At 70.2% G+C, this 20,875-nt stretch carries 20 protein-coding genes; 13 read left to right on the top strand and 7 right to left on the bottom strand.

Annotated features, from left to right (window positions below; genetic code table 11):
• On the top strand, positions 1-1,223 hold a 1,223-nt coding region (locus tag V8688_RS18900), incomplete at its 5' end, for a hypothetical protein (protein ID WP_342801360.1).
• Positions 1,224-1,295: 72 nt separating this feature from the next.
• On the opposite strand, the gene V8688_RS18895 is transcribed toward V8688_RS18900, so the two are convergent.
• On the bottom strand, positions 1,296-3,725 hold the full coding sequence (locus V8688_RS18895; RefSeq protein WP_342801359.1) for a DUF6049 family protein: 2,430 nt from the start codon (positions 3,723-3,725) through the stop codon (positions 1,296-1,298).
• Positions 3,722-4,177 (bottom strand): NUDIX hydrolase, encoded by a 456-nt coding sequence (locus tag V8688_RS18890; protein ID WP_255588811.1) that lies wholly within the window; start codon positions 4,175-4,177, stop codon positions 3,722-3,724. Before V8688_RS18890 ends, V8688_RS18895 begins: the two co-directional genes overlap by 4 nt.
• Positions 4,178-4,525: 348 nt before the next feature.
• Here V8688_RS18890 and V8688_RS18885 point away from each other — a divergent pair, with 348 nt between their 5' ends.
• The gene (locus tag V8688_RS18885) at positions 4,526-5,962 is read left to right on the top strand and encodes a CCA tRNA nucleotidyltransferase (protein ID WP_218722258.1); all 1,437 of its coding nucleotides are present in this window, start codon (positions 4,526-4,528) and stop codon (positions 5,960-5,962) included.
• Here V8688_RS18885 and V8688_RS18880 read toward each other — a convergent pair whose 3' ends face one another.
• Positions 5,963-6,778, bottom strand: coding sequence for a hypothetical protein (locus V8688_RS18880; RefSeq protein ID WP_342801358.1), 816 nt, complete (start codon positions 6,776-6,778; stop codon positions 5,963-5,965).
• 133 nt (positions 6,779-6,911) lie between these two features.
• Between V8688_RS18880 and V8688_RS18875 the strand changes: the two genes are divergently transcribed.
• Genes V8688_RS18875 through V8688_RS18865 form a run of 3 tightly spaced genes read left to right on the top strand, consistent with a single transcriptional unit; the run spans position 6,912 to position 9,312 of the window.
• Positions 6,912-7,667 (top strand): 5-oxoprolinase subunit PxpA, encoded by a 756-nt coding sequence (locus tag V8688_RS18875; RefSeq protein ID WP_316573236.1) that lies wholly within the window; start codon positions 6,912-6,914, stop codon positions 7,665-7,667.
• A 14-nt stretch (positions 7,668-7,681) separates the two neighbouring features.
• Positions 7,682-8,401 (top strand): allophanate hydrolase subunit 1, encoded by a 720-nt coding sequence (locus V8688_RS18870; RefSeq protein WP_218722256.1) that lies wholly within the window; start codon positions 7,682-7,684, stop codon positions 8,399-8,401.
• A gap of 17 nt (positions 8,402-8,418) precedes the next feature.
• A complete protein-coding gene (locus tag V8688_RS18865; protein ID WP_342801357.1) occupies positions 8,419-9,312 on the top strand; it encodes a biotin-dependent carboxyltransferase family protein in 894 nt (297 codons plus the stop codon).
• On the opposite strand, the gene V8688_RS18860 is transcribed toward V8688_RS18865, so the two are convergent.
• The gene (locus V8688_RS18860) at positions 9,313-10,863 is read right to left on the bottom strand and encodes a DUF4185 domain-containing protein (RefSeq protein WP_342801356.1); all 1,551 of its coding nucleotides are present in this window, start codon (positions 10,861-10,863) and stop codon (positions 9,313-9,315) included.
• Positions 10,864-10,935: 72 nt separating this feature from the next.
• On the opposite strand from V8688_RS18860, the gene V8688_RS18855 reads away from it, so the two are divergent.
• On the top strand, positions 10,936-11,217 hold the full coding sequence (locus V8688_RS18855; protein ID WP_316573082.1) for a hypothetical protein: 282 nt from the start codon (positions 10,936-10,938) through the stop codon (positions 11,215-11,217).
• Here V8688_RS18855 and V8688_RS18850 read toward each other — a convergent pair.
• Positions 11,186-12,448, bottom strand: a complete 1,263-nt coding sequence (locus V8688_RS18850; protein ID WP_255588809.1) for an MFS transporter — start codon at positions 12,446-12,448, stop codon at positions 11,186-11,188. The genes V8688_RS18855 and V8688_RS18850 overlap by 32 nt on opposite strands.
• A gap of 165 nt (positions 12,449-12,613) precedes the next feature.
• Between V8688_RS18850 and V8688_RS18845 the strand changes: the two genes are divergently transcribed.
• Positions 12,614-13,390 (top strand): pirin-like bicupin family protein, encoded by a 777-nt coding sequence (locus V8688_RS18845; protein ID WP_218722252.1) that lies wholly within the window; start codon positions 12,614-12,616, stop codon positions 13,388-13,390.
• Position 13,391: 1 nt separating this feature from the next.
• On the opposite strand, the gene V8688_RS18840 is transcribed toward V8688_RS18845, so the two are convergent.
• Complete coding sequence (locus tag V8688_RS18840; protein ID WP_218722251.1) at positions 13,392-13,919, bottom strand: hypothetical protein; 528 nt, start codon at positions 13,917-13,919, stop codon at positions 13,392-13,394.
• Positions 13,920-14,128: 209 nt separating this feature from the next.
• Between V8688_RS18840 and V8688_RS18835 the strand changes: the two genes are divergently transcribed.
• The 6 genes from V8688_RS18835 to V8688_RS18810 all read left to right on the top strand — a co-directional run bounded on the left by V8688_RS18835 (position 14,129) and on the right by V8688_RS18810 (position 19,762).
• Positions 14,129-14,980 carry a helix-turn-helix transcriptional regulator gene (locus tag V8688_RS18835; protein WP_218722250.1) on the top strand — a complete coding sequence of 284 codons (852 nt, stop codon included), beginning with the start codon at positions 14,129-14,131 and terminating at the stop codon, positions 14,978-14,980.
• Positions 14,981-14,990: 10 nt separating this feature from the next.
• Positions 14,991-15,356 carry a DUF397 domain-containing protein gene (locus tag V8688_RS18830; protein WP_342801355.1) on the top strand — a complete coding sequence of 122 codons (366 nt, stop codon included), beginning with the start codon at positions 14,991-14,993 and terminating at the stop codon, positions 15,354-15,356.
• Positions 15,357-15,423: 67 nt separating this feature from the next.
• On the top strand, positions 15,424-17,439 hold the full coding sequence (locus tag V8688_RS18825; protein WP_342801354.1) for a M13-type metalloendopeptidase: 2,016 nt from the start codon (positions 15,424-15,426) through the stop codon (positions 17,437-17,439).
• A gap of 63 nt (positions 17,440-17,502) precedes the next feature.
• On the top strand, positions 17,503-17,718 hold the full coding sequence (locus V8688_RS18820; RefSeq protein WP_342801353.1) for a hypothetical protein: 216 nt from the start codon (positions 17,503-17,505) through the stop codon (positions 17,716-17,718).
• 49 nt (positions 17,719-17,767) lie between these two features.
• Positions 17,768-18,499, top strand: coding sequence for an MBL fold metallo-hydrolase (locus V8688_RS18815; RefSeq protein WP_342801352.1), 732 nt, complete (start codon positions 17,768-17,770; stop codon positions 18,497-18,499).
• Between the two features lie 87 nt (positions 18,500-18,586).
• Positions 18,587-19,762, top strand: coding sequence for a Fic family protein (locus tag V8688_RS18810; RefSeq protein WP_342801351.1), 1,176 nt, complete (start codon positions 18,587-18,589; stop codon positions 19,760-19,762).
• A gap of 9 nt (positions 19,763-19,771) precedes the next feature.
• On the opposite strand, the gene ugpC is transcribed toward V8688_RS18810, so the two are convergent.
• Complete coding sequence (ugpC, locus tag V8688_RS18805; RefSeq protein WP_342801350.1) at positions 19,772-20,848, bottom strand: sn-glycerol-3-phosphate ABC transporter ATP-binding protein UgpC; 1,077 nt, start codon at positions 20,846-20,848, stop codon at positions 19,772-19,774.
• Positions 20,849-20,875: the final 27 nt, after the last annotated feature.

The raw sequence follows: 20,875 nt of genomic DNA, 5'->3' as shown, positions 1-20,875 counted from the left end.
GGGCGCGCGCCCGGACGCTGCTCGGCCGGGAAGTCACCCGCACGGCTACCGGGGTGCTGCGAGGGGAACTCCTCGGCGCCCGACGCCGGACGCGGCGCGTGGCCCGGCCGCTGCTGCCGGGGAATCTCACCCGACTGGCCACCGGGACCGGCCACGGGACGCGGCGGGTGGCCCGGTCGCTCCTGCGGGAACTCGCCGGAACTCGGTCCGGGGCGTTGTGGACGGAGCTCGTCGGCGCGCGCACCGGGTCCGGGGTGGCCCGGCCGCTGCTCCGGCGGGAAACCACCCGAGCCGGGCAGCAGGCGCTGTCCCGGGAATTCGTCGGCACCGGGATGCGCAGGCGGGAAGTCTCCCGAGCGCCCGCGCGGCGGCTGACCCGGCCGCTGCTGCCGGGGAAATTCCCCCGACTGACCACCGGGACCGGCCACGGGACGCGGCGGCTGGCCCGGCCGCTGCTGCGGGAACTCGCCGGAACCCGGTCCGGGGCGTTGCGGACGGAGCTCGTCGCCGCGAGGTCCTGGTTGGCCAGGACGTTGCTCCGGCGGGAAGTCTCCCGAGCGCCCGCGCGGCGGCTGATCCGGTCGCTGCTGCCGGGGGATCTCCCCCGACTGACCACCGGGACCGACCACGGGACGTGGCGGCTGACCCGGCCGCAGCGGGTCACCGGACTGACCACGTGCCGGTTGGCCCGGTCGTGGTTGCAGCGGGAACTCCCCCGACTGACCGGCAGCCGGATAGGGCGGCTGACCGGGCCGCTGCGGCGGAACCCCCGGACGACCTGCGGTCCCGGGCCGCGGCGCGATCTCGCCGGGCTGCCCCGGCAACTGCACGCGCGGAACACCAGGATGCTGCGGACCGTCGGGCCGCTCGCCGTACGCCGCGCGCGACGGATCCGGCGCACGATTGTCGGGCCGATACCCGGGCGGCGGCTGGTCGGCGGGGCGATAGCCGGGCTGACCCGGCATCGGCGGACGTGGCCCACCCGGCTGGTCGACACCGGGATCGACGGGCCGATACGACCGACCCTCCGGCGCCCCCGGACGCGGCGCGGCGATGTTCCCCTCGTGCTCCCCGCCGGTCATGCCACGCTCCCACGGCGCGACCGGGGCCGGGCGTGCCGGTCCGTCGCGGCGATCGTCGTGGTCGTGCCGATGAGCGGAATCATCGTCGCCCATCATGCCTCCTGTACCCGGCGCAACCCGCGAATCCCGCCGGTCCGATGAGCGTTTCGCTCACCCGTGCCACTGTCGTCCTTGTCTGCCATGGTCCCCCGCCCGCGTCTCAGGCGTGGGCGTTCACTGCCGTTCGAACCCCTCGTCGGCGGGGTCGGGCTGCCCACGGAACCGGCGCAGGAGCCGGCGCCCGGCCAACAGCAACAGCAATATTCCGGCACATGCCGTAATTATGGCCAAGGCCTGTCCGTAGGCGTTCGAGCGGACCGAGACCGAGGTCGGCTCCCCTAGCGCTACGCCGTCCGGCGTGGTAAGGGAAATCGGAATCACCAGCTTACGGCTGTCGCTCACCTCGGTCGGAATCTGGAACGACCTGGTACCGGAGGGCGGAAGCAGCTGTTCGCCGATATCGGTGATGTTCGTCTCGGCGGGCGCCTCGATCCGGAATTGCACCCGGATGGCGACCGGTAGTTCGTTGCGGGCGACCAGCAGCAGCGGGCTCTGCTCGGAGGCCAGCGTGTACACCCCACCCGGCGGCAACACCGACACCGACGAGAACATGGTGTCGAGTTCCTTGGTGACCTGATCGATGCGACGCTGGGCGTGCAGATCGGCGAGCGTGTCGTCGTCGGCCCTGCGGTCGGACAGGCTGAGCGCGCGCAGCAGGTCTTCGCGGGCCGGGGTCAGGAAGGCGTGCGGGGTGAGCTCCGATTCCGGCAGCTCGACCAGCGCGCGCATCAGTTCGGTGATCCGGGCGCCCTGGTCGCGGACCGGTGGCACGAACCGCTCCGGCGCCGCGTCCTGGGCCGCACGCGGCAGGTATTCCAGCGCGTACGGGCGCGGATCGGGCGCCTGGGCGACGAGTTCGGCGAATCCGCGCGGGCTGGCGAGGTTGTTGCGGGTCAGCAATTCGACCTGCTTGAGCAGCGCGATGCCCTCTTCCCGATTGGCGCCCCACTGCTGCGGCGGCATCAGCAGCTGCGAGCGCGGCCGCTCCGGCGACGGGTTGAGCGCGGACCAGGCGATCGCGCCGAGCGCGTCCTGCAACCGCGCGGCGCGCGAGTCGTTGGTGACGTCGAAGCGCACTTTCGACGGGGTGAACGACGGCGTCGGCGGGTTCGAGCCGACGGCGGCGAGCGCGGTCGCCGACCAGATGTCGAAGGTGGTCACGCGCAGCGCGGGGTCGGTGCCCGCCGGCGCGCCCGCGGGCGGTTCGACGCTCACGGTCGGCACGCGGACGACATCCGGCGCCGCCTGCTCCCCGCCCACGACGACGCCCGGCTCCAACGTCACCGGCGCGGAGGTCAGCGCGTTCTCGGTATCGCTGCTCGCGCCGTCGGTCGAGACCGCCGTGCTCGCCAGCACCGTCGTCCCGTAGCCGTGGTCGCGCAGCAGCTGCCCGGCCGGGTCGTCGATGCTGCCGGAGTCGGGCAGGCTGACCCCGCGCAGCGAACGGGTGCCCAGGATCGCGTCGACCACGTCGGCGGGCGCGGTCAGCGCGCGCGCGGACAGGCCGGGATCGTTCACCGCGGCCAGCGCCGACACGTCGACCTGCGCGAACGGCAGGGCGACGGTGCACATGGACCCGGCCAGGGCACGCAGCCGGTCGAGCCAGGCCTGCGCGCTCGCCGCCCCGGTCCCCTCCCTGGTCGCGCCGCTGGGGTCGGACGGGCTGGCCAGCACGCGGTAGCCGCGCGTCATCGTCTGCACCGTGGAGACCAGGTCGGGGTCGATGGCGATGCACACCGAACTCGCCACGCCGCGCTCGCGGCCGGGACCCGGCGCGACCGATTCCAGCGCGGCGACCAGTTGCTCGAGCCGCCCGCCCTTGCCGACGGAGACGGCCAGCTCGTCGTCGAGCAGTTCCGGCTGCCCGTTGACCGAGCCCGGTTTGCCCGCGACCATGCGCGGCCGGTCGGCCAGCGGCCAGATCAGCGTGGTGGCCACCGGCGTCGCGTCCGCGGGCGCGGGCACCGGCTCACTCGCCGCGCCGGTCGCGTCGCCACCGGCGCCGGGCAAACCGAGCACCGGCAGCAGGAAGCGGGCGTCGTCGAGCCGGGCCTGGGTGCCGTAGGCGGGTTCGCCGTTGACATTGAGCAGCAGCGGATACACCCCGGGGTCGGTCAGCCCCAGCGAGGCGCCCTCGCCCCCGGCGCGCAACGCGATGCGCACCGAGAACTGCTTGCGCTGACCGGGACTCAGTCGTTCCGCCACATCCTGGAACGGCCCGGTGACCTCGTAGTTCACCTGATCGAGCCGCAGCGAACTGCGCAGTCCGCTCGGGGACTGCACCGGCGCGGCCCGCTGGATCCGCACGCTCACGTCGTCGACGACGCGGTCGCCGATATTGGTGACCGTGCCCGACACCGTCAGCATCGGATCGCTGCTCGTCGTGACCGTGCCCGGCGCGACGGCGTCCAGCGTCAGCTTGAGGAACTTCGGTGTGTTCGCGCCCGACCCGTTCGGCTGCGCGTGCGCGACCGAAGGCAGAAGCGTCACCGAACCCAAGATGGTCAGGACCGCCGTGATCAGCCGGAACAGTCCACCCGTCATCGCTTGCCGGTCTCCATCCGGTCGATCATTCGATTCGCCACTTCGGCCAGCCGCCGTTCGTCGGCGTAGGCCAATCGGGAATCCAACTCGCTCAACGGAACCCACGCAACCTGGGTGACTTCGACGTCGGCGTCGGACAGTTCACCGCCGAGCGAGCGCAGCAGGAAATGGTGCACGGTCTTGTGTACCCGCCTGCCCTCGGTCACGAACCAGTAATCGATACTGCCCAGTTCGGCGACGACTTCACCGTTGATCCCGGTTTCCTCGGCGACCTCGCGGATGGCGGTCTGCTCGGAGGTCTCGCCGGCTTCGATATGCCCTTTGGGCAGCGACCACAGCAGCCTGCCCCGGCGATCGGTGCGCCCGATCAGCGCGGCGGAGCGGTGCTCACGTGGGCCGTCGAGACCGTCGACGACCAGGCCGCCCGCGGAGGTCTCGCGGACCGTGCGCATCCGCGGCTTGCCGGCATTGCTCGCCGAACCGCGCCGCCGCGGCTGGCGGCGTCGACTGTTCGCGCGATCGGCCGGAGGAGACACCCCGCCAGCTTAGCTGGCCCGCCCCGCTCGCCCGCCTCCCCGGGAATTCAGCGTCTCTCCCGGTAGCACGGCCGCTGGCAGTCGGTCCCGCGATGGGTACGTGACGACTGGACGGCGGCTGCGGAGTTACCCATGTGCTCGCGTCATCCAGAACAGCAATGGGTGGCGACCAACGGATGGTCCGCCGGGTCGGGCTCGGGAATCGATTCGACGTCGTCGGTAAGCTGCCTCTTCGTGGTCTCTCCGAACGTTGTCCCTGATGCTGTGGCCGATCGGCGTGCGCGGCTGCTGGCCGCGGCGGCGGTGACACTGGGGCAGCTATCGGATGTGCTGACACCGCTGGGCGAGATGTTCGCCGAGCGTGGGCATTCCCTCTATCTCGTCGGCGGCAGTGTCCGCGACGCCGTGCTCGGTCGGCTGGGCAACGACCTGGACTTCACCACCGACGCGCGTCCCGAGGTCGTGCAGGAACTGATGCGCGGTTGGGCCGACCACCTGTGGGACACCGGCGGCCTGGCCTTCGGCACCGTGAGCGCGGCCAAGGACGATCAGCAGCTCGAGATCACCACCTTCCGCGCCGACACCTACGACCGGGTCTCGCGCAACCCCGAGGTCACCTTCGGCGACACCCTCGAGGGCGACCTGGTCCGTCGCGATTTCACGGTCAACGCGATGGCGGTGAAGATCGCCGCCGACGGCTCGCTCGAATTCGTCGACCCGCTCGACGGTCTCGACGCCCTGCTCGACGGCGTGCTCGATACCCCTGCCGCGCCGCAGGATTCGTTCGATGACGACCCGCTGCGGATGCTGCGCGCCGCCCGTTTCGTCGCCCAGCTCGGTTTCGACGTGGCGCCGCGGGTGCGGGCCGCGATCGTGGAGATGGCGGAGCAGATCGACCGGATCACCGCGGAGCGGGTGCGCACCGAACTCGACAAGCTGATCGGCGCCGCGCATCCGATCGACGGCATCAACCTCATGTGCGACACCGGCCTGGCCCAGCGCGTGCTGCCCGAGGTGCCCGCGATGAAGCTCGAGATCGACGAGCACCACCAGCACAAGGACGTCTACCAGCACTCGCTGACCGTGCTCTCCCAGGCGATCGACCAGGAGGAGGGCGACCCCGACCTGGTGCTGCGCTGGGCCGCGCTACTGCACGACATCGGCAAGCCCGACACCAAGCGCAACGAGCCGGGCGGCGGCGTGAGCTTCCACCACCACGAGGTGGTCGGCGCGAAGATGGTGCGCAAGCGCCTGCGCGCCCTGAAGTATCCGAAGGTGTTCACCGAAGAGGTCGCGCGGCTGGTGTTCCTGCACCTGCGCTTCCACGGGTACGGCAAGGGCCAGTGGACCGACTCGGCGGTGCGTCGCTACGTCACCGACGCCGACGACCTGCTCGATCGCCTACACAAGCTGGTCCGCGCCGACTGCACCACCCGCAACAAGCGTCGCGCCGCCGCCCTGCGCGCCACCTACGACGAGCTCGAGGAGCGCATCGCCACGCTCAGGGAGCAGGAGGATCTGGCGCGGGTGCGGCCGGACCTGGACGGCAACTCCATCATGGAGCTGCTCGGCCTGTCGCCGGGACCGCAGGTCGGCAAGGCGTGGAAGTACCTCAAGGACCTGCGGCTGGACCGGGGCCCGATGACCCGCGAGGAAGCCGAGGCCGCGCTGCTGGAGTGGTGGGCCGCCGAGAACGCCTGATCAGAACACGATCAGCGTCGTCCCGGCGACGATGGCCGCGCGGATCTGTGCCAGGTCGAACGAACCGGTGGTCTCGGGCAGTTCGATCCGGAAACGGACCTTGTCGCCGCGACGGTGCGCGTAGGTGATGCTCGCCCGGTTGGGCAGGTCGTCGAGCAGCAGCGCGGGGGCGGGCACCGCGCGCTTGGGCAGCCGGATGCCGTGCCAGGTGGCCTTGCGGATGTCGATGGTGAGCAGGTTGTCGTAGACCTGCGCGTCGACCAGGGCGCGCATCTTGCGGGTGCGGTGGGTGGCGACGATGCGGCCGCGGTTGTCCAGGTGGACCCGCCAGTCGAGATTCTGGGCGTCCACCCACTCGACCAGGGCGCCGATGCCGATGGTGCCCTCGATGTCGAGCTGCTGGACCCGGATCTTGGTCGGCACGCCGGGAATCAGCCGGACCCCGTGCGCGATGACGGTGACGGCGTCGAACGGATGCGAGTCCCAGACCAGGTCCGACAGCACCGTCTTGCTCTGGAAATGCGCGCCCCGCCTGCGCACCTTGAACACGTCCAGAGTGGCGGTGAGGTCGTGCCCGAGCAGGGTGGCGCTGACTTCCTGGCCGCCGAATCGGCTGAGGATGCCCTCGCTGAGCACGGTCATCAACACGTCGGGCATCAGCGCGGTCACGGTGCCGGAGCCGAGGTCGGCGACGGGATCGGCCCAGGAGGTGGTGAAGCCGAGCCACTGATCGATCCATGACGGGTCGAGCAGGCGTTTGCCGAGATCGACAGCGCCCGACAGTGACCAGGACTTCGGATCGAAATACGTGGCCATGATGGTCCGAGCGTACTTGGCCGCGGGCGCGGCGGCCATGGTCGGCGGCGTGTTGGGGTCGCGTCACAACCGGGGGCCGCGCAACCGCGCCCCGGTGACGACGGCGCGAACGGAATCGTTCATGCTCGAAGACATGCCGCTGGACCTGAACAGTGACCTGGGCGAGGGCTTCGGCCCGTGGCGGATGGGCGACGACGCCGCGATGTTCGACATCGTCACCAGCGCCAACATCGCCTGCGGTTTCCACGCCGGCGACCCCTCCACCATGCGGCGGACCTGCGAACTCGCGGTCGCCAAGGGCGTGCGGATCGGCGCCCACGTCGGCTATCGCGACCTGGTCGGCTTCGGCCGCCGCGATATCGCCATCGCCCCGGCCGACCTGCGCGACGAGGTGCTGTACCAGATCGGCGGGCTGGCGGCCTTCGCCCGCGCGGCCGGCGACCGGGTGCACTATGTGAAGCCGCACGGCGCGCTGTACCACGCCGCCGCGCGGGACCGGCTGCTCGCCGACGCCGTGCTGGCGGCGGTGGCCGAGGCCGACACCGGGCTCGCGCTGCTCGGCCCGGCGGGCACCGAGCTGGAACGGGCGGCCGACCGGGTGGGTGTGCGTTTCGTCGGCGAGGGTTTCGCCGATCGCGCCTATACCGCGACGGGCACGCTGGCGTCGCGCGGAGTTGCCGGGGCGGTGCTGTCGCCCGACGACGCCGTGGCGCAGGCGGTTTCTCTTGCGCTGTCGGGCACCGCGCGTACCGTAGACGGTCCCGGTACGGTCGCCGTGTCCGTGGCGAGTGTGTGCGTACACGGCGATTCCCCCGCCGCTGTGGAGATGGCCCGCCGGATTCGACGGGCGCTCGACGACGCCGGAATACCGGTGGAGCCGTTCGGCTGAGGGTGGGAGGCAGGATGGACGAGGCAACGAGGGACTCGACGAACGACTGGAACGCGCGCATCCGGCCCGCGGGCGACCGCGCGATGCTCATCACCCTCGACGATCCACGCCCGGTGCAGCGCCTCGCCTCGGCCCTGCGCGTGCACGCCATCGCGGGCGTCCAGGATGTGCTGCCCGCCGCGGAAACCGTTCTGGTGACCATGCATTCGGTGAGTTACGGCGTCCAGGTGCGGCGCGAGCTGGTCGCTCTGCTGGACCGCCTGGATCAAGAACCGCCACAGCCGGATTCGCCCGATGTTTCCCGTGGAACACTGCCCGACAGCGAGTTTCCCGACGACGTCGTGGAGATTCCGGTCCGCTACGACGGGGCCGATCTGCCCGAGGTCGCCGACCTGCTCGGGCTCTCGGTACCCGAGGTGATCGCGGCGCACACCGGAACCGTCTGGCGGTGCGCGTTCGTCGGTTTCGCGCCCGGCTTCGGTTATCTGACCTCGCCCGACGGCCGGTTGTCCGTGCCGCGCCGGGCTCAGGCCCGCACCGCGATCCCGCCCGGCGCGGTGGCGCTGGCGGGCGGCTATTCGGCGGTGTATCCGCGGGGCACGCCGGGCGGGTGGCAGTTGATCGGCAATACCGATCTGCGGATGTGGGTGGTCGACCGCGATCCGCCCGCGCTGGTACGGGCGGGAACGGCGGTACGGTTCGTCGATACGGCGGCCGACGGGGACAAGGCATAACACCAGGCTGCTCAACGATGCGCCGCCTCGACAGCGAATCGGGGAGTGATCGCGTGCTGATCTTCATCGAGCGGGTGGGGCCGCTCGCGACGGTCCAGGACCTGGGGCGACCCGGCTGGTTCGATTCCGGGGTGGGTCAGGCGGGGGCCGCCGATCGCGCCTCACTGCGCCTGGCGAACCGGCTGGTCGGCAATCCGGAGGAGCTGGCCGCCATCGAGGTGCTGCTCGGTGGACTCGCCCTGCGCGCCGACGCCCATCTCACCGTCGCGGTCACCGGCGCCCCGGCCCCGGCCACCGTCGACGGCACCCCGGTCGGCCATGCCAGCGTGCTCGAACTCGCGGAGGGGCAGGTGCTGCGGCTCGGCCTGGCCCTGTCGGGTCTGCGCAGCTATGTGGCCGTGCGCGGCGGCATCGACGTGCCCAAGGTGCTCGGTTCGCGCAGCCGCGACACCCTGTCGGGCATCGGCCCCGAACCGCTGCGGACAGGTACGCAACTTCCGGTCGGACCGCCGCCGCGCACCCTGCCGACCGTCGAGTTCGCGCCGGTCCCGGTGCCTCCGGAAGTGCTGACCGTGCGTGCCCTGCCCGGCCCGCGCGCGGAGTGGTTCACCGATCCCGGCGAGCTGTTCCGCGGTTCCTGGGTGGTCTCCACCGACACCGACCGGATCGGCGCGCGCCTGGATCGCGCCGACGGCCCGCCGCTGGGCCGCGCGATCACTCGCGAGTTACCCGCGGAGGGGGTCGCGCTCGGCTCGGTCCAGGTGCCGCCGAGCGGTCAGCCGGTCGTCTTCCTCGCCGATCACCCGATCACCGGTGGCTATCCGGTGATCGCCGTGGTGCTCGACGCCGATGTGGACCGGGTGGCCCAGGCACGGCCCGGCGAGCGCCTACGGTTCGTGCTCGCGCGCTGATCAGCGCGGCGGATTCAGCCGCGCGTGCATCAGGTACACGTTGTAGCTGTCCCACGCCGACATCGTGAAGTACAGGTCACGCGCGGTCGACCAGGGGTGGATGAACCCGCCGTACGCCTTGGGATAGTCGGCGGTGGAGACCAGCGGGACCGTCTCGGTCCACCTTCCCTGCGGTTGCGCCGCGGTGCGCAGCACGATCTGGTTCGCGGCGGGGTCGAGGTAGACCATCTGCCACTGCCGGCTCTCCTCGTCGAACCGCACCGACAGTTCGCTGGCCATGCCGAGCACCAGCGGCGTCGCCGAATTCTCCGCGGCCGGCGCCCAGCTGCCGTCCACCCAGTACTGGTAGGCCGTCTTGTTGAGGACGTCGTCCTTGCGCACCCTGGCCAGGCCGATCACGCCGATCCGCCCGTTGGGCGTGCCGAACATGTAGACGAAGTCGCCGTGCGGCACCATCGCGGCCACCTGGAACCGGCCGACGCCGAACATGTTCTCCCAGCGAGCGTGCTGATCCTTGGTCCAGGTCTGCCCGCCGTCGTCGGAGTAGGCCAGCCCGCCGTAGTTCGTCAGCCACATTCCGGGCACCCTCGACCAGTGGTTGACCGACATGTAGCTCAGGAACTGGCGCTTGCCGATCGCGAACCCCGAGGTCGGAATCGTGGTGGTCTCCCAGTTCCTGATCTTGCGGCTGCCCAGCAGTTCGGCGGCATGGCACGGGCTGTCCTGCACCATCGAATCGATGACCAGGCCGTCGTCGAGGTTCTTGTCGGTGCTGTAGGCGAGCACATTGGAGCGCCAGTCGGCACTGTCGGCGCCGGCGCCGCCGTAGGTCCAGCCCTCGCCGAAGGTGTCACCGAACACCATGGCCACCTTGCCCGGTTCGGTCTCCCAGAACAGGCCGAGGTCGGTGCCGTCGACCTGCCAGCGCATATCGGTCCGATTGCTCGACCCGTGCCCGGTGACCTGCTCGACGAGCCGCACCGATTCCACCGTCCGGGCCGCGACCGCGGGCCGCACCGGACCCGGCTCGACCGGGCGCACCACGGGGGCGGGCGGCTCTTGCGCCGGTTCGCCCTCACCGCCCGGCACCGGGATCGGGATGGTCTCGATCTCGGGCCTGATCCGGATGCGCGGCAGCGAGATCGCCGACCCCGATCCGGACCCCGATCCCGAGCCGGTCGAGGTGCCGCCCGACTCGTCGATCCCGTCGTCGGGTTCGGGCGTGTCCCTGACCTCGGGGCACGGATTGCGGCAGGGATCCGACGGCAACGGCGCCTGTGCGACGCGGGTGTTGTCGTGCGGCGGATCGGGCAGTGGAACCGGCGTCAGCTCCGGCACGATGACCGGGATGTCGATGGTGGGCGCGATGATCGGCGGCGGGGGCGCGGCGGGATCGGGCAGCCGGTTGAGCGGGTCGAATCCCGTCTCGCCACAGATGTTCACCGGCGGCGGTGTCCACGGGAACGGCGCCGCGAGCACGGGCGCGGCGAGCACTACCGCCAGCAGTGCACCGAGTGCGGTCGAACCGTGCGGTACCAGCGTTGTGCCCATGCCCAACAAATACCACTGATGTAGTTCGGATTTTCCGGAACCGGACGGCGTGCGCGCGCGTCCAACCCGTATGTGAACGACATCGAGTTCGTCTTCGGGACCGGCGACGGCATCGTGCATCACTGGTCGGGGCAGGCCGAGCTGGCCCTGGCCGACACCGGCGTCGCCGACGCGCTATGGCTCTCCTTCGACGGTGACACCGGCGTCGACGACGCCCCGTGGGACTCCGATCGCGACGGCGCGGCCGAGAGCGTCGTGCCCGACATCCCGCTGTTCGTGGTCGACCACCGCGCGGTGCTGGCCCAGGAACCGGCCGGCGCGCTCAGCAGGCCGCCCTGGCTCGATGGGCATTGAGCGCGATCGCCACGACCCCGAGCGCGTAGACGGCCGCGCCGGCGAGCACCACGCCGATCGAGCGGCCGTCGGCCGGGATCACCAGCGCGGTCACCGCGATCGCGAGCACGAAGGTGATGTTGAAAACAGTGTCCTGCAGGGCGAATACCTGCCCGCGGTGATCGTCGTCGATGTCGATCTGCATGCTCGCGTCGCCGGTCAGCTTGATCGTCTGGCCCGCCAGCCCGAGCCCGAAGGCACCGGCCAGCAGCAGGCGGTGCGCGTTGTCGACGGACGCGCCGGTGGCCAGCGCGATCGGGGTCACCAGCGTCAGCTGCACGGCGACCGCGGTCACCAGCCCGAGCAGGACCGTGCGCGGCCTGCCCAGGCGTGGGATCAGCACCGGCGCGAGGATCGCGGCCAGCAGCATGCCCGCCGCCGCGAATCCGATCGCGACACCGAATCCGACCAGTCCCCCGCTCATCTCGTCGTTGCCGGTGGGCTGGCGCAGGACCAGCACCATGATCAGGGTGTTCATGCCGAAGACGACGCGATGCGCGCCGATGCCGATCATCGCCGTCGTCACCGTCGTCGCGCGCCAGACCGCGACCGCGCCGGTGCGCAGACCTGTGGCGATCGCGTGCACGGTGCTCTCCGAAGTGGCCGAACCACTTTCGGGCCCGAGCACGCGGTGCCGGAAGCCCGCGGCCAGCACCGCGCCGACCACCGAGCCGATCCCGCTCAGCGCCACCGCGACCGCCGACGCGGCATCGCCGGCCCCGATCAGCGCGATCACCGCCACCGACGCCGCGGCGCCGACCCCGGCGCACACCGAGGCGACCGTCGCGAGCACCGAGTTCATCGGCACCAGCCAGCGCTGTTCGAGGACCCGCGGCAGCGCCGCCGACACCCCGGCCAGCACGAACCGGCTGATGCCGACGGTCGCCAGCGCCAGCAGCAACAGCGGCGTCTCGCCGATCCCCGCGAACAGCCCGATCGCGGCCAGCCCGATCAGCACCGCCCGCGCCACGCTGGCGATCAGCAGGACGTTGCGCCGGTCCCAGCGGTCGAGCAGCGCGCCAGCGTAGGGCCCGAGCAGCGAGTACGGCAGCAGCAGCACCGCGAAACCGGCGGCGATCGCCAGCGGATCGGTCTCACGTTCGGGGTTGAACAGAATGGCGCCCGAGAGCGCGGCCTGGAACATCCCGTCACCGAATTGGGCCGCGAGCCGCAGCAGCGCCAGGCGCGGCATCTGCGGATTCCGCCGGAAGACACCGCGGCTCTCGCGCAGCAGATGTCGCAGCGAGGCAGGTGACTCATCCGCCGGATTCGAGCCGTCAAGGCGATGAGTCGACACCTCGTGAGAATAGTGGTGCCAGAATTGAGGCGGCGGTACGGGTGCGAGCAGGAGGAACGTATGTCCACATCGACGACACCGCGGATCGAACTGCACCGCGGTGGTGACCGGATGAAGACCCGGATCTCATGGCTCGATTCCAAACACTCGTTCTCCTTCGGCGAGCACTACGACCCCGACAACACTCATCACGGGCTGCTGCTGGTGAACAACGAGGACGTGGTGCTGCCCGGCGAGGGCTTCGACACCCATCCGCACCGGGACATGGAGATCGTCACCTGGGTGCTCGGCGGCAGCCTGGTGCACCAGGACTCGCTCGGCCACAGCGGCATCATCTATCCGGGGCTGGCCCAGCGGATGAGCGCGGGCACCGGAATCTTGCACTCGGAGAAGAACGACTCCTGGCGCCTCGACGGCAAGCTGCCCGAGCACGACGAACCGGTGCATTTCGTCCAGATGTGGGTGGTGCCCGACGAGCCCGGGGTCGATCCGGGCTATCAGCAGCTCGAAATCGATGACGAGCTCGCCGGCGGCGGCTTGGTGACCGTGGCCTCCGGGCTACCCCGGTATCGCGATCGCACCGCCATCGCGATCAACTCCTCGCATGCGGCCATGCATGTCGCCCGGTTGCCCGCCGACGGTCCGGGCGTCACCTTGCCGGAAGCCCCCTACCTGCATGTCTTCGTGGCGCGCGGGGAGGTCGAGCTCGAAGGCGTCGGCACCTTGGCGCAGGGCGACGCGGTCCGGTTGACCCGCTCCGGCGGCCAGCTGGTGCGGCCACACGGGGACGCCGAGGTCCTCGTCTGGGAGATGCACGCGCGCCTGGGTGGGCAGTAGCTCAGGCCGAACCGGGCTCCCGCAGCAGCGCCGCCGACCGCGCGTTCGTGCGGGTGGCGGCGACGATCTGGGCGAAATCGGGCCGGTAGTCGCCGTCGGGTTCCTGCATCCAGGTGCGGTAGCCGCTGCGTTCGTCGGCCGGCGAGGGCAGCACGATCTCGCTGCCGGGTAGGGCCACCGAGGCGCACACCCGGAACAGATCGGCGAACAGCACGGTGTCGAGGTAGGAATTGTCGGTGGGGCCGGTCAGGAAGGTCCAGCGGCCGGAGCGGGGATGGGCGATGATCGGCCCGCAGCGCTGGCCGCGGCCGATCAGCAGGCCGCGCACCCGTTCCCCCAGCGTGGACGGCATGACCACCGCCCCCACCGCGCCGATCTCCAGCATGATCCGTCCCAGCGTCGAGTCGACCACACCGTAGAGCCCGTTGTGCTTGCGGTAGTGACGGCAGCGCGCCAGCGCATCCTGAGTGGCCGAGTACTCCTCGGCCGCGGTATACCCGCCTTTGTCATCTGTGCGCGACGTGCTCATCACGACCTCGTCTCTGTCGACGGTGACTCGATGTAGCTGTGGATTCGCTCGATCGGAGTGGATCGTTTCATCACGAACGGGTGGAGCGGGAAACTTTTTCATAACGGCAGGACGTAAGGGAAAATTGCCGTTCTACACAGCCTAATGCCGCACAACCACGCTGACAATAGTCAGTAGCTAGCGTGTCGGTCGGCGTAGCATATTCGGACATGTCCCCCGTTTCGCCGACTGCCGCGCGCTGGGAACTGGTGCTGCGCCTGCGTGAACTGCGCGAGCAGCGTGGCTTCGACTCGGCGGGGTTCGCCCGCCGGGTCGGCTTCACGCCGGCCAATTGGTCGCACGTGGAGAAGGGCAGGCGCGTTCTCACCCGCACCACCATCGAACCGGTCCTCGACGTCCTCGATGTCACCGCCGACGAGCGCACCGAACTGCTCGCCCTGCTCGAGGCCAGCAAGCAGCGCGGCTGGTGGACCACGGCCTCGGCGCTGATCGGTCCCGAACTGCAGCGGCTCTACGGGATGGAGGCGGGCGCGCAGAGCATCCGCAGCTACGACAGCCTGATCGTGCCCGGCCTGCTCCAGACCGAGGCCTACGCGCGCGCCCTGATCAGCGCCGACGTGATGATCCGCCCGGTCCAGGTCGACCAGTTGGTCGCGATCCGGCTGCGCAGGCAGCAGCGGCTGCGCGGCCCGGAGCCGCTCGAGCTCACCGCGGTACTCGGCGAGGCCACGCTGCGCCAGCAGACCGGCGGCGCCGAGGTGCTGCGGGGGCAGCTGCGACACCTGGTGGAGTTGATGCGCGAACTCGATTCCGTCGATGTGCGCGTCATCCCGTTCAGTGCACCCGAAGGGGCGGTGCTCGGCGGTTCCAGCTTCCATCTGATCGACTTCGCAAGCGATCAGCTACCTACCTTCGCGTGGGCCGAGAGCGCCGTCTTCGGTGGCCCGGTCGACGACGCCGAGCAGGTGCGCGATCTCGGCTTCGCGTATGTGCGCGCCAGGGAGCAATCCCTTTCCCGCGCCGAATCTCTCGCGCTGATCAGGGAGTATGCCAGCGTGTAAGATTCTGGGTATGTCCACCACCGCTCGTCGCCGCCCGGCCGATCACGGCTGGTTCACATCGTCGCGCTCCAATAACGGTAACCAGTGTGTCGAGGTCCGCTTCGACGGCGACATCGTTCAGATACGTGACAGCAAATTTCGTCGCAATCCGATGAACGCCGGCCTCGACGAGCCGATCATCACCGTCGAGACCGACCTGTGGACCGCGTTCCTGCACTGCCTGCTCAGCGACCGCCGCCACCCCACCCTGCTCGCCCAGGTAGCCGCCGACGGCTCCGCCACCCTCCGCCACCACGACGTCCGACTCCATTTCACCGCCGGCGAATGGGAGGCCTTCGTGGCCGGCGTCCGCGACGACGAGTTCGTCTGCGCCTGACGGCGGTACGCGGGTGCGGGGTCCGAGGCCGCCACACGCGTCGGAGGTTGTCGGCATACTGGAGCGCGTGACTTCCGATCCGATCAGTCCCTCCGGTATCGATCTGTCCTTCCGTGACCAGGCGGTGCGCGTCCAGGACGACCTGTTCGCGCACGTCAACGGGCAGTGGCTGGCCGGGTACGAGATCCCGGCCGACCGCGCGGTGGACGGCGCCTTCCGGACGTTGTACGACCAGGCCGAGCTCGACGTGCAGGCGATCATCCAGGACAGCGCGGCGAACGCGTCCGACGACGCCGACGCCCGCAAGATCGGTGACCTGTACTCGAGCTTCATGGACACCGACGCGGTGGCCGCGGCCGGTTTCGCGCCGGTCGCCGTCGAGCTGCGCGAGATCGCCGAGGTCGACAGCCCGAGCGCGTTCGCCGCGCTGCTCGGCCGCCTGCAGCGCACCGGCGTGCGCGGCGCGCTGGGCTACTACGTCGACACCGACGACAAGGACTCCACCCGCTACCTGGTGCACGCCACCCAGTCGGGCATCGGTCTGCCGGACGAGTCGTACTACCGCTCCGACGAATTCGCCGAGATTCGCGACGCCTACCAGGCCCATCTCGCGAAGATGTTCACCATCGCCGCCGCCGACCCGGCGCTGGCCGGGCTGGTGCCCGCCGATCCGGCCGACGCGGCCCGCCGCGTGTTCGAGCTGGAACGCACGCTGGCCGCCGGCCATTGGGACGTGGTGCGCCGTCGCGACGCCGAGAAGAGCTACAACCTCACCACGTTCGCCGACCTGGTCGCCGAGAACCCCGAATTCGACTGGGCCGCCTGGGTGGACGCCGTCGCCGCGGGTGTGGACCGCAGCGGGTCCGAGCTGTTCGCTGAGCTCGTCGTGCGCCAGCCCGACTACGTGCGCGCCTTCGCGCAGGCGTGGACCGCGGTGCCGCAGGCGGATTGGCGTGACTGGGCCGTGTGGCAGGTGCTGCACGCCAGGGCGCCGTTCCTGACCGACGAGATCGTCGCCGAGAACTTCGACTTCTACGGCCGCACCCTCACCGGCGCGCAGGAGAACCGCGAGCGCTGGAAGCGGGGCGTCTCGCTGGTGCAGGAGCTGCTCGGCGAGGCCGTCGGCAAACTGTATGTGGCCAAGCACTTTCCGCCGCAGGCCAAGGCGCGGATGGTGGAGCTGGTGGCCAACCTGCAGGAGGCCTACCGCCGCAATATCGCCGACCTGGAGTGGATGGGCCCGGACACCCGCGCCGCCGCGCTGACCAAGCTGGAGAAGTTCACCCCCAAGATCGGCTACCCCGACACCTGGCGTGACTACTCCGCGGTCGAGGTCGACCCGGCCGATCTGGTCGGCAACTACCGTCGCGGATATGCCGCCGATCATGACCGTGACCTGGGCAAACTGGGTGGCGAGGTGGACCGCGGCGAGTGGTTCATGACCCCGCAGACGGTCAACGCCTACTACAACCCGGGCATGAACGAGATCGTCTTCCCGGCCGCGATCCTGCAGCCGCCGTTCTTCGACATGAACGCCGACGACGCCGCCAACTACGGCGGCATCGGCGCGGTGATCGGCCACGAGATCGGCCACGGTTTCGACGATCAGGGCGCCAAGTACGACGGCGACGGCAACATGAAGGACTGGTGGACCGACGCCGACCGCGCCGAGTTCGGCAAGCGCACCAGGGCGCTGATCGACCAGTACAACGTGCTCTCCCCCGCCGACCTGGCCGACGAGCACACCGTCAACGGCGAGTTCACCATCGGCGAGAACATCGGTGACCTGGGTGGCCTGTCGATCGCCCTGGCCGCCTACAAGATCTCCCTCGACGGTGCCGAGCCCCCGGTCATCGACGGGCTCACCGGCCTGCAGCGCGTCTTCTACGGCTGGGCCCAGGTCTGGCGCACCAAGGCCCGCCCCGAGGAGGCCATCCGCCGCCTCGCCGTCGACCCGCACTCCCCGCCGGAGTTCCGCTGCAACGCCGTGGTTCGCAACATCGACAGCTTCTACGAAGCCTTCGACGTCACGCCCAGCGACAAACTCTTCCTGGCTCCCGACGAGCGCGTGACAATCTGGTAGACCACTGTCACCTGGTGCGATGATCTGGGCCGCGACCGATCACAGGCGCGTTCGCCGCGGCGGGTGCCGGACGTAGTGGTGGTCGGCTCCGAGGTCGGCGACCGAACTCGGCTGCGTGCCGAGCAGATCCAGGTGGCTATCGAGATCGCGACTTCTGGTGAATCCGCGGTGCGCGGCGAATATCGCATTGCGCCGAGGGCGACCGGGTCGGTGACGTTGACCGACCCGTTCCCACTGACCATCGAGCTCGATGGGCTCGTCGGCGGACGGGTTGTTTGATCGCTACGGTAGTGGGGTGCGCTGGAAGCAGGTCGCTGACGATACGTTCGTGATTCGTGGGACCGATGTGAATATGGTTCTGCTGCGGGAGGGGTCGGCGCTCACGCTGATCGATGCCGGCTGGCTCGGTGATGCCGGGGTCATCGAGCAGGCGGTGCGTGAGCTCGGGCATCGGCCCGAGGACATCGTCGCGGTGTTGCTGACCCATGCCCATCTCGATCATGTGGGGGCGCTGAATCATCTGCACCGGCGCTACGGGATTCCCGCGTACACCAGTGCGGTCGAGGTGCGGCACGCACGGGGGGAATGCCATGAGTCGGCCACGCCCCTGGATGTGATCAAACGGCTCACCGATCGGAGCACGATCGCGTGGGCCGCACGGATCACCGCGGCGGGTGGTCTGCGCAAGAACACCGTCGCCCACATCCAGCCCTTCCCCACCGCCGGCGCGCTGGACTTCCCCGGCAACCCGATCCCGATCGCCTGTCCCGGCCACACCTCGGGCCATTCGGCCTTCCAGCTGCCCGCGGCCGGCGCCGTCGCCACCGGCGACTCCCTGGTCACCGCGCACCCGACCTCGAGAATCCAAGGGCCCCAGCTACTCCCGAGCTTCTTCCATCACTCCGTCCCCGACACCCTGGCGGCACTCGCCGCGCTCGAGTCCGTTCCGGCCGATCTGGTTCTGCCGGGCCACGGCCTCCCCTTCACCGGTGGTGTGGCCGAAGCCGTCGCTCGAGCCCGCGCGACAGCCGTCCGGTCCGGAACTGCCAACAGCGAGTAGTCGACTCATCGGTGGCATCTGAGCCAGTAAATGCGAATAGCCACCAAGCAAGTCGCGTTTTCGAGAGTGAAAGTACAGTAAGAGCAGATGAATTGGCCCGCTCATCATGTCGAGCAGCGACCGTGGGCGGCGCACGACGGATCACGGGCCGGGCCCGTGCCCGAGTGGGTGGCGGTGTCGATCCCGCCGCGCATCGCCGAACTCGAGTTCGACTCCAGGAGAACGACATCCGCGAGTGAGGCCGCGCTGGTCGCGGTGACCCATCTCGAAGCGGGTCAGGGCCAGTACTCGACGTCGCTGCGCGAATTCCTGCTGCGCGCCGAGGCGGTCGCGTCCTCGCGCATCGAGCACATCGACGCGGGCTGGCGAGCTTTCGGCAAAGCCTTCGGTGGCGCGTCGACCCGCGCCGAGGCGGCGTCGCAAGTCAGTGCTGTGCGCGGCCTCGCGGGCCTGGTCGACGCCGCGGCGACCGGACAGATCACCGAGGCGAGCCTGCTCAGCGCCCACCGGGTGCTGATCGCGCCGGAGTGGGAGAAGGCGGGCCGTTTCCGCACGGTGCAGACCTGGATCGGCGGCAGCGATTACACGCCGCTCCACGCGCTGTACGTGCCACCGCCGCCGGAGCTCGTGCCCGAGTTGGTCGCCGATCTGCTGGCTTTCGTCGCGCGCACCGACCTGCCGATTCTCGTGCAGGCCGCGATCGCGCACGCGCAGTTCGTCTCGATCCACCCGTTCGTCAGCGGCAACGGCCGGATCGGCCGCGCGCTGGTGAGCGCGATTCTGCGCAGGCGGGGGCTGACCGACCGGGTGACAGTTCCCTTCTCCTCGGTCATGCTCGCCGACACCTCGCGCTATTTCGCCCAGCTGGATGCCTACCGGGGCGGTGCCGCCGACGAGTTCGTCGTGTACCTGGCGCTCGCGGCGGTGTACGCCAGCGAGGCCGCCATCGACTCCGCCCGCGCCCTGGCCGCGCTCCCCCAACGCTGGCGCGACCGTGCCCGTCCACGCGGCGGCTCCGCCGACGAGGCCCTGCTCGCGAACCTGCTCGAGCACCCGATCCTCACGATCGCGGTCGCGAACCGCCTCACCGCGACGACGGACTCGGCGACCTATCGCGCCCTCGAACGACTCGTCGACCGCGGCATCCTCGAAGTCGTCTCCGACTCCACCCGCAACCGCATCTGGGCGGCCACCGACGTCTTCGCCGAACTCGGCGCCCTCGACGCGGCGATCGGCCGCCGGACCACGGCGGGTCTGTCGTAGCGTGCGCCGTCAGCGCACGCGATTGCCCTGGTCGGCGTCGAAGAAGAAGATCTCGTCGAGTTTCGGTCGCAGGTGCAGGGTTTCGCCGAGGGTGGTCCGGAACCGGCGGTCGACGCGGACGACGATCTTGCCGGAGCGGGTGGACCAGTCGGTGCCGGCGCCGTGGGTGTAGACGAAGGATTCGGCGCCGAGTTCTTCGAGGAGCTCGGCGACGACGGTGATACCCGACGGGTCGGTGGTGACCTCCCACGCCTCGGGACGGATACCGAGGACCACCCTGGCACCGGAGACGCTGCGGGGCACTGGGATTCGCAGGCCGTCCAGGACCGCCGCACCGTCGACCACCGGCGCCTCGAGCAGGTTCATGCCCGGTGAGCCGATGAAGCCGGCGACGAAGGTGTTCACCGGGTCGTCGTAGAGGTGGCGAGGGGAGGCGATCTGCTGGAGCGTCCCGTCGCGCAGGACCGCGACGCGGTGACCCATGGTCATCGCCTCGACCTGGTCGTGGGTGACGTAGACCGTGGTGGTGCCGAGTCGCTGTTGCAGCGCGGCAATCTGGGAGCGGGTGCTCACCCGCAGTTTGGCGTCGAGGTTGGACAGCGGCTCGTCCATGCAGAAGACCTGCGGGCGGCGCACGATCGCGCGGCCCATGGCGACCCGCTGGCGCTGACCGCCCGAGAGCTTGGCGGGCTTGCGGTCGAGCAGCGGCTCGAGCTCGAGCATGGCGGCCGCCTCCTTGACCCGAACGAGGGTGTCGGCCTTGCTCATTCCCGCGTTGCGCAGGGCGAAGCCCATGTTCTCGGCGACGGTCATGTTCGGGTAGAGCGCGTAGCTCTGGAACACCATCGCCACGTCGCGGGCGCGCGGTGGCAGTCCGGTGACGTCGCGCTCGCCGATGCGAATGGTCCCCTCCTCGACCGACTCGAGGCCGGCCAGCATGCGCAGGCTGGTCGACTTGCCGCAGCCCGACGGCCCGACCAGCACGAGGAACTCGCCGTCGGCGATGTCGAGATCGAGTGCGTCGACAGCGGGGGTGTCGGCGCCGGGATAGCGGTGCGTGACACCGTCGAACTGCACTGTCGCCATGGGGGATTCTCCTGGGAACGAGGCGGG

The sequence above is a fragment of the Nocardia sp. No.11 genome (assembly GCF_038752175.1).
Taxonomy (GTDB): Bacteria; Actinomycetota; Actinomycetes; order Mycobacteriales; family Mycobacteriaceae; genus Nocardia; species Nocardia canadensis.
This window is presented reverse-complemented; position numbering and strand designations above follow the sequence as displayed.